The organism is Mucilaginibacter sp. L3T2-6, from assembly GCF_030519355.1.
Lineage (GTDB): Bacteria > Bacteroidota > Bacteroidia > Sphingobacteriales > Sphingobacteriaceae > Mucilaginibacter.
Genome location: NZ_JAUMKC010000023.1, coordinates 91,105 through 105,767, shown reverse-complemented (window position 1 = coordinate 105,767; position 14,663 = coordinate 91,105). Strand labels below are relative to the sequence as shown.

Genomic DNA, 14,663 nt, shown 5'->3' with positions numbered 1-14,663 from the left:
ATTCCACATTAAATATTGATTATTATAAATATTGATCTTTTAAAGATAAGGTAGTTTGTTCCGTTCTCTCGCGGAGCGACACAAGGTGAAACACATCGAAACAGCACTCTGATTCCACATTAAATATTGATTATTATAAATATTGATCTTTTAAAGATAAGGTAGTTTGTTCCGTTCTCTCGCGGAGCAACACAAAGTGAAACAAAGCGAAACAGCAGGGATAAATCACATCAGTACTGATTATTATAAGATACCGGTTTTTTGGGATAAGGCCGGCAGTTTGTTCCGTTCTCTCGCGGAGCAACACAAGGTGAAACAAGAGAGACAACGCAACCCCGGTATTTTTTAGGGGGATAAACAATTGTTTCGTTCTGTTCGGTCTGTGCCGCTCAATAACCGAACGGAACAACACATGTAATTGATCCGGGAAACATTAGCCGGATAGCCGCTGTTTCAAACCGCTTCGTCAGCACAATCTAACTTAATTAAGTCGATCAAGTCAATCAAGCAATTATAATTATCTTTGCTGCCCGATGAGCAAGACAGTTACTCCTTACCATAACCAGCAGGGCACTAAAAAGGAGCAGGTGGCCGATATGTTTAACAATATCTCGAAAACCTACGATTTCCTGAACCACTTTTTATCGCTCGGCATCGATATTATCTGGCGCAAAAAAGCAATCAACGAGCTGAAAAAAGATCAGCCAAAACTGATACTGGACGTGGCTACCGGTACCGGCGATTTTGCTTTTGAAGCGCTGTCGATATTAAAACCCGAGAAAATTATCGGGGTAGATATATCACAGGGCATGCTGAACATCGCGCAGCAAAAAATAGATAAGCGTACCCTTGCCGGTAAATTTGAAGTAAAACTGGGCGATTCTGAAAAACTGCCTTTTGATGCGGATGCTTTCGATGCGGTTACAGTGGCCTATGGCGTCCGTAATTTTGAGAACCTTGAAACCGGCCTTGCCGATATACGCCGCGTGCTGAAACCCGGCGGCAAAGCGGTAGTGCTGGAGTTCTCCAAACCAAGGGCGTTTCCCGTTAAGCAGCTGTATAACTTTTATTTTAATTATATTACACCCGGAATCGGTAAATTATTTTCGAAGGATGCCAGGGCTTACAGTTACCTGCCCGAGTCGGTAGCGGCCTTTCCTGATGGCGCTGCCTTTACCTCGCTGATGGATAAAGTAGGCTTTAAACATACCAAACACAGGCCATTAGCGTTTGGTATTTGTTCAATTTATACGGGTATTAAATGAGTAAAAACGGTTACCTGACCATTTTTTGTTTGTTTTTTTGCTGCAGCACTGCCATTGCACAGGTACCCGCGTGGGGTGGTGGCGCCGACCAAAACGATCTGAGTTTCGGTTTTAGTTTCTCGTATATTTCCAATTATTTTAAGATCAACAAAAAGCCTGACTGGCGCGACCCCTATTTCGACCCGGGGGTTAACAGCTATATTACCGATTCGCTAAAAAGCATCAGTTCAAAAAATGCCTCCGGGTTTGCCGTCGGCTTTATTACCCGTTACCGGCTTACCGAACATATCGAGGTGAGGACAACCCCGTCGCTGGTGTTTGCCGACCGGAGCATAAGCTATACCTATCCCAAATCTTCAGACGATGTAACCAGGCAGGTGCAAAGCACTATGGTTGATTTTCCTTTGGAGATCAAACTAAAATCAGACAGGATTGATGATTTCAGGGCTTATATACTTGGCGGAGTAAAATATTCGCTGGCGATAGGCTCAAAAAAGAATTCGGACGCCGGGCAGGACCCCTTGAGTAAAATGGTTAAAAACGTGGGGGGCTTTGGTTCGTACGAGGCCGGTTTAGGCTGCGATATTTATTTCGAATTTTTTAAGCTGTCGCCCGAAATAAAGATTTCCAATTCATTTGGCAACGTGCTGGTGCCCGAAAATCATCCGTATTCCGCTCCGTTAAGCAGCCTCGGTTTGCATACCGTTACCTTTAGTTTGCTGTTTGAATAGGCTGCACTGCCATTCATTGCCAATAAATGACAGGTTATTCCAATCAAAAAACATAATTTCGCTGCGATAGTTTACCTATATATGGCTAAGATTGCATTAATAACAGGAGCTACCTCGGGAATAGGCGAGGCCTGCGCCCATTTATTCGCCCGCGAAAAGTACGACTTGATATTAACCGGCCGCCGCGGCGACAGGCTGGAAAAGCTGGCGAAGAAGCTGAACGCTAAATACAACGTAGAGATTGCCGTTTCGCAGTTTGACGTGCGAAGCATGGCGGAAGTGGCTGATAATTTAGACGGGCTGCCGGCCAAATGGAAAAAGGTGAACGTACTGATCAACAACGCCGGTTTGAGCCAGGGGCTTGACCCGATTGATAAAGGCAGCCTTGATGATTGGGATACGATGATCGACACCAATATTAAAGGCCTGTTGTATGTAAGTAAGATCGTATCCAACTGGATGATTAAGAACGGGCAGGGGCATATTATCAATATAGGATCGATTGCCGGAAAAGAGGTTTATCCTAATGGCAACGTATATTGCGCAAGCAAGCATGCTGTTGATGCCTTAAATAAGGGTATGCGTTTAGACCTGTTGCCGCATGGCATAAAGGTTACGGCAATTCACCCCGGCGCAGTAGAAACCGAGTTTTCTGAAGTTCGCTTTAAGGGAGATAAAGAGCGCGCCAAAAAAGTTTACGAAGGATTTGAACCGCTGGTAGCCGATGATATTGCAGAAACCATCTGGTTTGTTGTGTCGAGGCCGAAGCATGTAAATATTAACGATATGGTTGTGATGCCAACCGCACAGGCCAATGCCGTAACGATCTTCAGGTCGTAGCCTGAAAGTGAGTAAACTCCGGAAAGTCAGTAATGACTTACGGCTAATTCTATATATAATCCCCCGGACTTTCGGACTTTTCCGGCTTTCCGGGCTAAAAACTATAAACATGTCACTAATAAACCAAATAGACCAGGATATCAAACAAGCTATGCTGGCCAAGCAGGCAGACCGCTTACGCGGGTTGCGCGCTATTAAATCAGCCTTATTACTGGCCCGTACCGAAAAGGGCGCGGCTGAAGAACTGAGCCAGGAAGCTGAAATAAAGGTATTGCAGAAGCTGGTAAAACAGCGTAAAGAGTCGGCCGAGATATATAAAGCGCAGAACCGCGAAGACCTGTACCAGATTGAAATGGACGAGATGAAAGTGATTGAACCCTACCTTCCGCAGCAAATGACCCGTTTTGAGATTGAAGGTTACCTGCAGGATGTTATCAGCCGTGTGGGTGCAACTTCTGTAAGCGATATGGGCAAAGTAATGGGCATCGCCAACAAGGAACTGGCAGGCCGGGCCGACGGCAGGACGATATCAGAAGTGGTAAGGCAGTTGCTGGGGTAGAGCGTTGAAACGTTTGCGAAAGTTGTAGTGGTTGCAAAGTTGGGGTTTGCTCACTTGTAATATCAACATTACAACTTTTCAACTTTCAAACATTACAACAAATAAAACTTGCATCTAACAGGCAATAACCTATTTTTATAGCGGAATAATTGATGATGCTACAACCAGCCGGAATACGGGCTGATTTTTTTAAAAATTAAACTTTACAAAGCGACTATATGGATTTCGTGCTTAAAGAGGAACATGGGTTCAGTTATATCGATGAGGGCGAAGGAGAGGTTCTGTTACTGTTACATGGCTTGATGGGTGCATTAAGCAACTGGGATAAGGTAATTGAAGAATTCAGGGGGCAGTACCGTGTAATTATACCTATACTGCCGATATATGATTTACCGTTATTAACCACAGGAGTAAAAGCCCTGGCCAAATACGTTCATAAGTTTGTAAAGTATAAAAAACTTAATGATGTAACATTGCTGGGTAATTCGCTTGGCGGGCATGTTGCGTTAATTTATGTGTTATCGCACCCCAGCTATGTTAAGGCAATGGTGCTGACGGGCAGTTCAGGGCTTTACGAAAATGCTTTTGGCGGATCGTTCCCGAAGCGTGAGAGCTATGATTTTGTAAAGGAAAAGGTTGAATACACTTTTTATGACCCAAAAACGGCAACCAAAGAACTGGTTGATGACGTATTTCGTATAATAAATGACAGGCACAGTGTAATACGGATACTGGCTATGGCAAAATCGGCAATACGCCATAACATGAACAAGGATTTGCATAAGATACAGATCCCGGTTTCGTTGATCTGGGGCCGCGACGATAAAATTACGCCGCCGGAGGTAGCTGTGGAATTTAACCAGCTGCTGCCCGACTCGGAACTGCACTGGATAGACAAATGCGGACATGCGCCGATGATGGAGCAGCCCGAAGAGTTTAATAAGTACCTGAGGGGATTTTTAGATAAGATAAAAGCAAAATAAAGGCATGCTGGCAATTGAACTGATAGCTGACGCGATACCACCGGTGCATACTTCGGATAGCATCCGTACTGCGCTTGCGCGGATGGTGGATTTTCGCGTGCGCCATTTGCCGATTGTGAACGAAGAGCAGTTTTTAGGGCTGCTGTCTGAAAGCGATATGGCTGCAGAAAGCGATATGCTTACACCTGTTGGCGCCCTGGCCTTGTCGCTGGCAAATCCGTATGTTTTGGAAGACCAGCACATTTATGATGTCATCAGGTTGTTTAACGAACGGCAGTTAACTGTTGTGCCTGTGTTGAATGCCGCGCATAAATATCTTGGGCTGATTACAATTAACGCACTGACATCATATTTTGCCGAACTGACTTCGGTTGAGCAGCCCGGAGCCATCATTGTGCTCGAAATAAATAATAAAAACAATTCGCTGGCCCACATGGCCCAGATTGTGGAGTCGGACAACGCCCAGATATTAAGCTCATACGTACGCAGCTTCCCCGATTCAACAAAAATGGAAGTTACCCTGAAGGTAAACAAGAATGATATATCAGCCATAACAGCTACATTTTTACGTTACGACTACGACATAAAAGCTACCTTTAACCATACCGAGGAAAACGATAATTCGCGGGACAGGTATAATTCTTTCATGAACTATTTAAACTTATAAGAATTATCATTAGTCACTGGTCATTAGTGATTAGTGTATGGTTGAAAACTAGAATATTTGTTATGATATTGCTGCTAAAGAACTAATGACCCATGACCATGAAGATAGCAGTTTACGGCAGGCAATTTAACGACCCGGTAGTTGTACCTTATATAAGGCAGGTGTTTGATAACCTGGCGATGCATGGCGCCGAAATTTATGTACATGCGCACCTCTGCGATTTTTTGAGGGAGAATGCCATATCAACCTCATTTAAAACACTCGAAAATGTTGATAAGCTTAAAGGATTCATCGATTTATTCCTGACGCTTGGCGGAGACGGTACGCTGCTTGACATGGTCGCACTTATCCGCGATTCGGGAATTCCGGTTATCGGCATTAATTTCGGCAGGCTGGGTTTTTTGGCCAGTATCAATAAAAACGACATAGATGCAGCTATTTATGCGGTGGTTAATAAACAGTTTACGCTGGACAGCCGCGAGTTGCTTTGCATTAATTCGGAGCAGGAGATATTCGGAAAGGATAACTTCGCTTTAAACGACATTACCATCCATAAGCGCGACGATGCCGCAATGATTACCACCCATGTATTCCTGAACAAAGAGTTTTTGAATTCGTACTGGGGTGACGGTATCATTATATCAACTTCTACAGGTTCCACAGCCTATTCATTAAGCTGCGGCGGGCCGATCATCTTCCCGGAATCGAACAGTATTGTATTGACGCCGAATGCGCCGCACAACTTAAATGTAAGGCCTATAGTACTGCCAGACACCAGCGTGCTGGCTTTTGATGTGGAATGCCGGAGCAATAATTACCTGGTATCCTGCGATTCAAGGACAGCCATCATCGAAAAAACCATGCGTTTCGAAGTAAAGAAAGCCGATTTCAGGTTGAATCTCATCAGGCTGAATAATGAAAGCTATTTATCAACGTTAAGGAACAAATTGTTGTGGGGGCTCGATGTCCGCAACTATTAATAATACCTGATGGCGAAACTTATACCGGTTTTATTTTTATTTCTCCTGTCATTAAGCGTAAGGGCGCAAACCTGGGAATTTGGCGTTGCGGGCGGTGGCGCTGGCTACCTTGGCGATTTAAACCCCAACAATCCTGTAAAAATAAGCGGCATAGCTTTAAGCGGCTTTGCGCAAAGGAATTTTAACGGATACCTTGGGTTGCGGCTTAATTACACCTACGGTAAGATAGCCGCAGCCGACAGTACTTCGTCCAGCCAGCAATTCCGCGACCGGAATTTAAGTTTCAATACCACCTTAAGTGAGTTAAGCCTGATGGGCGAGTTCAACTTTATGAGCTATATCCCCGATGCGGGTAAAAATAAATATACCCCGTACCTTTTTTTAGGGATAGGTGCTTTAAATTATACACCATACGCTACCTACAATGGCCGTAAGTATAAACTGCGTGATGCACAAACAGAAGGCGAACTTAGGCCGTACCCTACCATAGCGTTGGCGGCAATTTATGGCGCGGGCTTTAAATACAATATAAGCGGCAAGCTAACCATGGCTGCCGAGGTTGGCTACCGGCAGCCCAACACAGATTACCTGGATGATGTAAGCGGAAAATATGCCAACAGGGGCTCGCTGGCCCTGTACCCCGGGGCATTGGCCGACCGGTCCGGCGAAAAGACAGGTATATACATCGGTACGCCCGGCACACAACGCGGAGACCTGCGGCCACGCGACACCTATTTCTTTGCGCAGATAAAAATCTCCTATACGCTGGTTCCGCAGCGGTGTTATTTCCAGTAAACCAGGCTCAGCAGGTTTTTAAGATTGCAGGACTTCTTCCGGGAATATGGAATAATATTGTAAATGCGGGCGTCTTAAATTCTGCAACCCAGGTCATTAGCGGGCGTCGTTTTAAATGCTACTTTGTTGCAATAAATAACTATGGTTTACGTTATAAGGTAAATCAGCAGCATAAGAGTTGCGCTGACAACCGATTATTTAACCTTAAACTTTTAACATCATGGCCGAGCTAAATCAATCCACCGGAAAAACCGGGGGCAGGGGAGCTTTAAAACGTATGCCTGTCCGGGTAGACCTGACCGCAATGGTCGATCTTGCTTTTTTGCTGATCACTTTTTTCATGCTGACAACATCGCTTACCAAGCCAAAGGCAATGGATGTTGTTATGCCTGCAGACGGCCCTCCGGGTGCTGTGTCAGATAAAAGCACCATGACGATCTGTCTCGGTGCAAATAATAAAACTGTGTTTTTTTTAGGCATGGCAGCCAGTCCGCTAACCAAGCCTCAATTAAGTAAATACGGACAAGACATGCGTAAAGCAATAGTTGATATGAGTAAGCAGGTGTATGCCTCAACCGGCAGAAGGATGATGGTGTTGATTAAACCGGGCGAGCATTCGCATTATGAAAACCTTGTGGATGCCCTTGATGAAATGAATATCACAAAAGTGCGGTCGTATGCCATTGCAAAGCTTACCGCAGAGGATAGTAACATCCTGAAACAGCAGGGGATTTACTAAGACGTTTAAAAGCAGCACAATAACAAGACAGGAGCCGGTACGGCCGGCTTTGGTTGTTTTAGCCCGATATTTTTAAAGTGATTTTAAAGCAAAAACCACTCCCTTAACCCACTACTCACCCAATCAAACCTGTCAAATATTCTTTTCCATCGTCATAATAAAAAAACTACAATTAAGTTTTTACCTTTGTCCCCGTAAAAAAACGGCGCAAGTTGCTGAATATGGGGTTGAAACCGGGTTAGTTAATATAAATAATTAATCCCGGCTACTTATTTTTAGGCCATACCATGGCTTTATGAACGTTATAATGGGATTAAAGGAACAGATTGATTTGTTAAAATTGCCGGAGCACATAGCTATTATAATGGATGGCAATGGCAGGTGGGCAAAAGAAAAAGGCAAATTAAGAATTTTCGGGCATCATAACGGGGTACTTTCGGTTAGGGATGTGGTGGAAGGGGCAACGCTGCTGAATCTGAAATATCTTACTCTTTATACCTTTTCATCAGAAAACTGGAACCGGCCAAAGCTGGAGGTAATGGCTATTATGGAGCTGATGGTAAGCACCATCCATAAAGAAATAAAAAACTTTATGGAGAAAAATGTAAGACTGATGGCTATTGGCGACTTGAACATGCTGCCCGAAAAGGCGCACAGGGAACTGAACAATGCCATTGAAAAAACCAGCGGCAACACTGGCCTGGTGCTTACGCTTGCATTAAGCTACAGTTCGCGCCGCGAAATAGTAAGCGCTGCAAAAAGTATTGCGGCCAAAGTGCAAAGTGGCGAACTGGCTATAGAAGATATTGACGAAGACACATTTGAAAATAACTTATACACCAAAGGCATGCCCAACCCTGAGTTGCTGATAAGAACAAGCGGCGAGCACAGGATAAGCAACTACCTGTTGTGGCAGATTGCCTATGCCGAATTGTACTTTACCTCAAAATTATGGCCTGATTTCCGCAAGGAAGATCTGTACGAAGCTATACTTGATTACCAGAAACGGGAACGCCGTTTTGGTATGACGAGCGAGCAGGTTAACTAAATTTTTAACTTTAACACTTTTTAACAACTGTATAAATTATTTTTAGCCCGATAAAATATTCGAATGAATAAATATATTTTCGCTATACTTCTTTCTATTATCAGCACTGTTGCGCTGGCGCAAGTCCCGGGTAACCAGCCGAGGTACGCACTTCCAAAATCTCTGCCTGCAGATAGCTTAAGCTATTTTGATCCTAAAGAGTACATTATCGGCGGGGTTGAAATTACAGGTACCAAATCGCTGGACAAGGATGTATTGCTCACCATATCCAAATTGAATAAAGGTGACCGCATTACCTTACCAGGAGAGGCCAATGCTAACGTGATTAAGAATATGTATTCGCAGGGCCTTTTTGAAGATGTGCAGTTAAACATCACCAAGATCAACCTGGATACTATTTACCTGGAGATTGCTGTTACCGAGCTTCCGCGTTTGTCGCGCCTGCACCTGACCGGTATACGCAAAGGCGAAATTGACGATGTGCAGAAGAAACTGTCGGATAAGCAATATAAAATTGTAAATGCCAACCTGATCAATACCACTACTGCCATCATAAAAAAACATTTTGGCGAAAAAGGATTTTTGAATACTACGGTAACTATTAAACAACGGAAAGACCCGGGCGATGCCAATAGTATTATACTTGATGTAAAGATTGATAAGCATAAAAAGGTTAAAATAAGCGATGTTATTTTTGAGGGAAATAAAGACTTCTCGGACAAAAAGCTGCGTAAATATTTGAGCAAGACCCGTAAAAAGAAGTTTTACAACATTTTCGGTTCTCGCAAATTCAAGCAGGATAAGTACGAGGAAGACAAGCAGAACCTGATAACGAAAATGCAGGCTAAAGGCTACCGCGATGCTGAAATATTAAGCGACAGCGTTTATAAAACCGGCCCGAATACCGTGGCAGTTAAGATAAAGGTGTTCGAGGGTCATAAATACTACTTCGGTAACGTTAAATGGAGCGGCGATGCCAAATATCCGCCGGATGTACTGAACAAAATATTGCAGATTAAAAAGGGCGACGTATTCAGCGAAGAGGAAATGAACAAAAGGCTGATGGGACCGACACCGAACAATGATGACGTTTCTTCATTTTACCTGAATGACGGTTATCTTACCTTTAACGTAGACCCTGTACAAACCCGCATTTATCATGATACGGTTGATGTTGACCTGCGTGTTTACGAAGGCCCGCAATATACCATCAACAAGGTTACATTGAAGGGTAACGACGTAACCAATGACAAAGTGGTTATGCGCGAGATCAGGACTAAGCCCGGCCAAAAATTCAATAAGGAATTATTGATACGCAGTGCCCGCGAGATTGGCCAGTTAGGAAACTTTGATGAGCAGAAAACAGAGCCAAAACCTGTAAACATTAACCCGCAGGATGGTACAGTAGATTTAGTTTACAACGTAGTGGAAAAGCCATCCGACCAGATTGAACTTTCGGGCGGTTTTGGCGGAGGCCAGCTGGTGGGTACACTGGGATTAACCTTTAATAACTTCTCGCTGCGTAATATTTTCAATCTGAAATCTTACCGTCCGCTGCCAAAAGGCGACGGGCAAAAATTAAGCTTGCGCGGACAGTCAAGCGGGCATACTTACCAGAACTTTTCATTTACCTTCTCTGAGCCATGGCTTGGCGGTAAAAAACCGATCTACTTTGCGTTATCGGCCTATACCCAATTGAGCTCGACCGGAGATTACTACGCAAAGTCAAACCCGCTTTACAATAAATTGCGTATCAACGGTGTGGGTGTAACCTTAGGTAAACGTTTAAACTGGCCTGATAACTACTTCCAGCTGAATTACTCGCTTAACTTTGACCACTACAACCTGGATAATTATACCGGTTACCTTTTCCAGAACGGTACATCGTTCAACATTAAGTTAACGCAGGAACTTAGCCGTAATTCAGTTGATGCGCCTATATATCCTACTTCCGGCTCGAACATCAGGTTCACTGTGCAGGCTACGCCGCCATACTCATTGTTCAATAACATTAACTACCGCATAGCAACACCTGAGCAGCGTTATCACTTTGTGGAGTATTACAAATTTAAATACGATGCGCAATGGTTTACAAAATTAACCGGTAAGCTGGTATTGATGTCGCAGGTGAGGTTTGGCTTCCTGGGGCAGTATAACTCGGAAGTTGGCCCATCGCCATTTGAACGTTTCAAACTGGGCGGCGACGGTATGCAGAGCTACCAGTTTTTGCAGGGTAGTGAAATTATCGGCTTAAGGGGTTACCAGAACTTCTCTATCATTCCTGAAGGTACAAACTATACAGCAGACACCAACCCCGGCAGCGCCATTTATAACAAATATACAATGGAGGTAAGGTACCCGATTATACAGGGGCAGTCTGCAACGATATTTATGCTCGGATTTGCGGAAGGCGGAAATGTTTGGAATTCTTTTAATAAATTTGACCCATTCAACGTAAAACGTTCAGTAGGAGTTGGAGCCAGGATATTTTTACCTATTTTTGGTTTGCTTGGCCTGGATTATGGTTATGGATTCGACAAGATACCGGGCATACCGGATGCTAACAGAGGCCAGTTCCATTTCTCGATTTCGCAGAGCTTAAACGGCGGATTTAATTGATTTGCTATAAAATTTGTAATGAAGAAGGCAATTTTATTATTGGCATTTACGTTACTAACACTCACCGGTGCTTTTGCGCAGCGGTTTGCTTATGTTGATTCGGACTTTATTTTAAAACACATGCCCGAATATGCATCAGCTCAAAAACAAATAGAAGCGTTGAGCGTGCAGTGGCAAAAGGAAGTTGACCAGCGTTTCCAGGAAATTGACCGCTTGTACAAAGCGTACCAGGCAGACCAGGTGTTGATGACTGCGGACATGAAGAAAAGGCGGGAAGCCGAAATTGCCGACAAGGAAAAAACAGCAAAGGACTTTCAGCGCGAAAAATTTGGTCCGGACGGCGAACTGGCAAAAAAGAGTAATGCCATAATAAAACCGGTACAGGATAAAATGGCAAAAGCTATACAGGCCGTTGCCGAAAACGATAATTTAGATATGATATTTGACAAGAACAGCGAAGTGATAATGTTATACGCCAACCCGCGTTACGACAAAAGCAACGATGTTTTGGCAAAGCTCGGCCTCAAAGGCGGTTCTCCAGTAAAATAAATTTTTAATATATTAATCCCATTAATTTTAAACACAGAACAATAACAATGAAAAAACTATTTAAAGTTGCTTTAGTGGCGGTATGCTTTTTAGCGATGGGCAACTTTGCCAAAGCTCAAACGAAGATCGGGTATATCAACTATGAAGCATTACTTCAACAATTGCCTGAATTTAAAACAGTTCAGACTACTTTAGATACTTATCAAAAACAGTTTGTTGACCAGTTGACTGCAATGCAGACTGAGCTTCAGAGCAAAGGCCAGGAATACCAGAAAACACAGGCTACCATGACCGATGCAGTCCGTACTACAAAACAGGCTGAATTACAGGATATACAAACCAGGATTCAAAACCTGAACCAGAGCGCACAGCAGCAGGTTGAAGCAAAATCGAACGAATTGCTTAAGCCTTTGAGCGATAAATGCCGCACTGCAATAGAAGCTGTAGCAAAGGAAAAAGGTTATGCTTATGTGATCAACTCTAACCAGACACAATTGATCGTTTCGCCTCCGGGAGATGATCTGATGGGTGCCGTTAAATTAAAATTAGGCTTAAAATAATAAGCGAAAGGTAAATATTGAGAAGGCGCTCTGTTATTACAGGGCGCTTTTTTATTTTTGTGCAGATGGAAAACAAACCTATTGGTATCTTCGATTCGGGCTATGGCGGCCTTACTGTATTCAGATCGATATTTGAGCAACTACCGGATTACGACTATGTTTACCTGGGCGATACTGCCCGCGCACCGTATGGTAACCGCTCGTTTCAGACCATCCATCAATATACCTGGGAGTGTGTACAGTGGCTTTTTAAACAAGGCTGCCCGCTTGTTATCCTTGCATGCAACACTGCTTCGGCCAAAGCGCTGCGCAATATTCAGCAACTCGATTTGAAAAACGAAGATCCGGAAAAGCGTGTGCTGGGTGTGATCAGGCCGACGGCAGAGGTGATCGGCGATTATTCCAAAACAAAACAAATTGCGGTATTAGGTACCAAAGGTACGGTACAGTCAGAATCGTATGTGATAGAAATTGGGAAGTTTTTTCCCGATATAACCGTATACCAGCAGGCTTGTCCGCTTTGGGTGCCGCTGATAGAGAATGGCGAATATGACAAGCCCGGCGCCGATTACTTTGTTAAAAAGTACCTGGAAGAGGTACTGGCAAAATCAGATCAAATAGATACGCTGCTGCTGGCCTGTACACATTATCCGTTAATTCAGCAGAAAATCAAAGAATACCTGCCGGCCGATATACAGGTGGTAGCGCAGGGGGATATTGTAGCCCAAAGCCTGGCAGACTATCTGCAGCGACATCCTGAAATGGAGAAAAGCATCAGCAAAAATAAAACGCAGCAGTTTTTTACCACTACTGATGACACTGCCGATTTTGACCACTATGCAGAGCTGTTTTTTGGCGCAAAGGTACATTCGGGGTATGCAGAGATAAAGTGCTAGCTACTGCTGCTTCCCTTAAACTGTACGGGAAGATAACCGCAAATACTCGCCCATTTGCGTATGCAGGACTCATGCTAAAAAGGACATTCAGCCGGCCTGTTGCAAAAATGATGGTTTCATGTACTTCGCAGTTTCACCTGTCACCTTTAATTAAATAATTAATAGCCAATTTTTTATGATGAGACCTTACGGTTGCAGCTGGAACCATTATACCAGTGCCTGAATTTCATTATAATAACGTTATATACTAACTCTATCTTTTTAATCAACTATTTAATAACAGCTAACTTAATCGCTCAAAAATCACTAAGTTTGTACCCTATTACAGAGGGGTGAATTTCTACATTACATATTTCATCATTGCTATTGGGCTATTCGGTTTTTCGGCCCTGTTTGCGCTGTTTGGTGTATATGCAGAGCGTAAAGTTTCCGCTTTTATACAAGACAGGCTTGGCCCGACGGAAACCGGCAAGTTTGGTTCGCTGCAAACCTTTGCCGATATACTCAAAATGCTGCAAAAGGAGCTGATAACTCCCGCGGCTGCCGATAAGCTGCTTTTTATTCTGGCTCCGGCTATCATCTTCATCGCTGTGTACCTTGGTTTCGCCGCACTACCATGGGGGCCTGGCCTTGCACCTGCCAGGTTAAACCTCGGCCTTTATTACATTTTTGCGGTACTGTCAATTGAAACACTCGGTATCCTGATGGCGGGTTGGGGTTCCAACAATAAATATTCTATATTGGGCGCAATGCGGTCTGCCGCGCAGATTATTTCTTACGAGGTGCCTGCCGGGTTTGCTATTATATCAGTCGTGATGATAGCCCAAACGTTAAATCTGCAGGATATATCCGCTCAGCAGGGCATCCTGTCAACAGAAGAAGTAAAGTTTGCTGGCTTTTGGGACGTTTCGTCCATAGGCGGCCTTTTCGCATGGAATGTGTTTCGGGCGCCGCATTTGCTGATAGCCTTTGTAATTTACTTTATTGCCTCGCTTGCGGAGAGTAACCGCGCGCCTTTTGATATCCCTGAGGCAGAATCAGAACTGGTGGCGGGCTTCCATACAGAATACACCGGATTAAGGTTTGCGCTTGTATTTCTGGCTGAATACTCTATGATGTTCCTGGTGTCGATGATTGGGGTAATATTGTTTTTGGGCGCATGGAATACGCCATTACCAAATATTGGCCCGTTGCACCTGGCTGGCTGGACAACCGGCGCAGGCTGGGGCATTGTGTGGATAACAATTAAAACGCTTGCCCTGGTGGGTGTACAGATGTGGATACGATGGACGCTTCCCCGTTTCCGGGTTGACCAACTGATGAACTTGTGCTGGAAAGTGCTTACCCCGCTGGCCTTCCTTTGCATGTTGGTATCCGGGATATGGAGGGTGTTTTTAATGTAGTGTCATTAGGCATTGGTCATTAGTCATTG

The 14,663-nt window shown here is 44.0% G+C and carries 15 protein-coding genes; all 15 read left to right on the top strand.

The features are described 5' to 3' along the window. Positions 1-533 precede the first annotated feature (533 nt). The 15 genes from ubiE (at position 534) to nuoH (ending at position 14,634) form a co-directional block, all read left to right on the top strand. Positions 534-1,265 (top strand): bifunctional demethylmenaquinone methyltransferase/2-methoxy-6-polyprenyl-1,4-benzoquinol methylase UbiE, encoded by a 732-nt coding sequence (gene ubiE, locus Q3W13_RS21130; RefSeq protein WP_302867321.1) that lies wholly within the window; start codon positions 534-536, stop codon positions 1,263-1,265. Continuing rightward, positions 1,262-1,996: an outer membrane beta-barrel protein gene (locus Q3W13_RS21125; RefSeq protein ID WP_302867318.1), complete on the top strand. Its 735-nt coding sequence runs from the start codon at positions 1,262-1,264 to the stop codon at positions 1,994-1,996. Before ubiE ends, Q3W13_RS21125 begins: the two co-directional genes overlap by 4 nt. Before the next feature lie 81 nt (positions 1,997-2,077). Continuing rightward, entirely contained in the window at positions 2,078-2,836 is a 759-nt protein-coding gene (locus Q3W13_RS21120; protein WP_302867316.1) for an SDR family oxidoreductase, read from the top strand. A 109-nt stretch (positions 2,837-2,945) separates the two neighbouring features. After that, on the top strand, positions 2,946-3,395 hold the full coding sequence (locus Q3W13_RS21115; RefSeq protein WP_302867314.1) for a GatB/YqeY domain-containing protein: 450 nt from the start codon (positions 2,946-2,948) through the stop codon (positions 3,393-3,395). 218 nt (positions 3,396-3,613) lie between these two features. Then, entirely contained in the window at positions 3,614-4,378 is a 765-nt protein-coding gene (locus tag Q3W13_RS21110) for an alpha/beta fold hydrolase (protein WP_302867311.1), read from the top strand. A gap of 4 nt (positions 4,379-4,382) precedes the next feature. Then, a complete protein-coding gene (locus Q3W13_RS21105) occupies positions 4,383-5,045 on the top strand; it encodes a CBS domain-containing protein (protein ID WP_302867308.1) in 663 nt (220 codons plus the stop codon). A gap of 98 nt (positions 5,046-5,143) precedes the next feature. Further along, positions 5,144-6,025 (top strand): NAD kinase, encoded by an 882-nt coding sequence (locus tag Q3W13_RS21100; RefSeq protein WP_302867307.1) that lies wholly within the window; start codon positions 5,144-5,146, stop codon positions 6,023-6,025. A gap of 9 nt (positions 6,026-6,034) precedes the next feature. Beyond that, positions 6,035-6,820 carry a DUF6089 family protein gene (locus Q3W13_RS21095; protein WP_302867305.1) on the top strand — a complete coding sequence of 262 codons (786 nt, stop codon included), beginning with the start codon at positions 6,035-6,037 and terminating at the stop codon, positions 6,818-6,820. A 220-nt stretch (positions 6,821-7,040) separates the two neighbouring features. Beyond that, positions 7,041-7,559, top strand: coding sequence for a biopolymer transporter ExbD (locus tag Q3W13_RS21090; RefSeq protein ID WP_302867303.1), 519 nt, complete (start codon positions 7,041-7,043; stop codon positions 7,557-7,559). A gap of 307 nt (positions 7,560-7,866) precedes the next feature. After that, positions 7,867-8,607 (top strand): isoprenyl transferase, encoded by a 741-nt coding sequence (locus Q3W13_RS21085; protein WP_302867324.1) that lies wholly within the window; start codon positions 7,867-7,869, stop codon positions 8,605-8,607. Between the two features lie 63 nt (positions 8,608-8,670). Continuing rightward, positions 8,671-11,226 carry an outer membrane protein assembly factor BamA gene (gene bamA, locus Q3W13_RS21080; RefSeq protein WP_302867300.1) on the top strand — a complete coding sequence of 852 codons (2,556 nt, stop codon included), beginning with the start codon at positions 8,671-8,673 and terminating at the stop codon, positions 11,224-11,226. Positions 11,227-11,244: 18 nt separating this feature from the next. Then, the gene (locus Q3W13_RS21075) at positions 11,245-11,775 is read left to right on the top strand and encodes an OmpH family outer membrane protein (RefSeq protein ID WP_302867298.1); all 531 of its coding nucleotides are present in this window, start codon (positions 11,245-11,247) and stop codon (positions 11,773-11,775) included. A gap of 47 nt (positions 11,776-11,822) precedes the next feature. Further along, positions 11,823-12,335 carry an OmpH family outer membrane protein gene (locus Q3W13_RS21070; RefSeq protein WP_302867296.1) on the top strand — a complete coding sequence of 171 codons (513 nt, stop codon included), beginning with the start codon at positions 11,823-11,825 and terminating at the stop codon, positions 12,333-12,335. Positions 12,336-12,400: 65 nt separating this feature from the next. After that, positions 12,401-13,231 carry a glutamate racemase gene (gene murI / locus Q3W13_RS21065; protein ID WP_302867294.1) on the top strand — a complete coding sequence of 277 codons (831 nt, stop codon included), beginning with the start codon at positions 12,401-12,403 and terminating at the stop codon, positions 13,229-13,231. 332 nt (positions 13,232-13,563) lie between these two features. Beyond that, entirely contained in the window at positions 13,564-14,634 is a 1,071-nt protein-coding gene (gene nuoH, locus Q3W13_RS21060; RefSeq protein ID WP_302867292.1) for an NADH-quinone oxidoreductase subunit NuoH, read from the top strand. Positions 14,635-14,663 lie beyond the last annotated feature (29 nt).

Excerpts from the sequence above, each read along its gene's own strand:
- ubiE (WP_302867321.1), top strand. The coding sequence starts at position 534 with ATGAGCAAGACAGTTACTCCTTACCATAACCAGCAGGGCACTAAAAAG.
- Q3W13_RS21125 (WP_302867318.1), top strand. The coding sequence starts at position 1,262 with ATGAGTAAAAACGGTTACCTGACCATTTTTTGTTTGTTTTTTTGCTGC.
- Q3W13_RS21120 (WP_302867316.1), top strand. The coding sequence starts at position 2,078 with ATGGCTAAGATTGCATTAATAACAGGAGCTACCTCGGGAATAGGCGAG.
- Q3W13_RS21115 (WP_302867314.1), top strand. The coding sequence starts at position 2,946 with ATGTCACTAATAAACCAAATAGACCAGGATATCAAACAAGCTATGCTG.
- Q3W13_RS21110 (WP_302867311.1), top strand. The coding sequence starts at position 3,614 with ATGGATTTCGTGCTTAAAGAGGAACATGGGTTCAGTTATATCGATGAG.
- Q3W13_RS21105 (WP_302867308.1), top strand. The coding sequence starts at position 4,383 with ATGCTGGCAATTGAACTGATAGCTGACGCGATACCACCGGTGCATACT.
- Q3W13_RS21100 (WP_302867307.1), top strand. The coding sequence starts at position 5,144 with ATGAAGATAGCAGTTTACGGCAGGCAATTTAACGACCCGGTAGTTGTA.
- Q3W13_RS21095 (WP_302867305.1), top strand. The coding sequence starts at position 6,035 with ATGGCGAAACTTATACCGGTTTTATTTTTATTTCTCCTGTCATTAAGC.
- Q3W13_RS21090 (WP_302867303.1), top strand. The coding sequence starts at position 7,041 with ATGGCCGAGCTAAATCAATCCACCGGAAAAACCGGGGGCAGGGGAGCT.
- Q3W13_RS21085 (WP_302867324.1), top strand. The coding sequence starts at position 7,867 with ATGGGATTAAAGGAACAGATTGATTTGTTAAAATTGCCGGAGCACATA.
- bamA (WP_302867300.1), top strand. The coding sequence starts at position 8,671 with ATGAATAAATATATTTTCGCTATACTTCTTTCTATTATCAGCACTGTT.
- Q3W13_RS21075 (WP_302867298.1), top strand. The coding sequence starts at position 11,245 with ATGAAGAAGGCAATTTTATTATTGGCATTTACGTTACTAACACTCACC.
- Q3W13_RS21070 (WP_302867296.1), top strand. The coding sequence starts at position 11,823 with ATGAAAAAACTATTTAAAGTTGCTTTAGTGGCGGTATGCTTTTTAGCG.
- murI (WP_302867294.1), top strand. The coding sequence starts at position 12,401 with ATGGAAAACAAACCTATTGGTATCTTCGATTCGGGCTATGGCGGCCTT.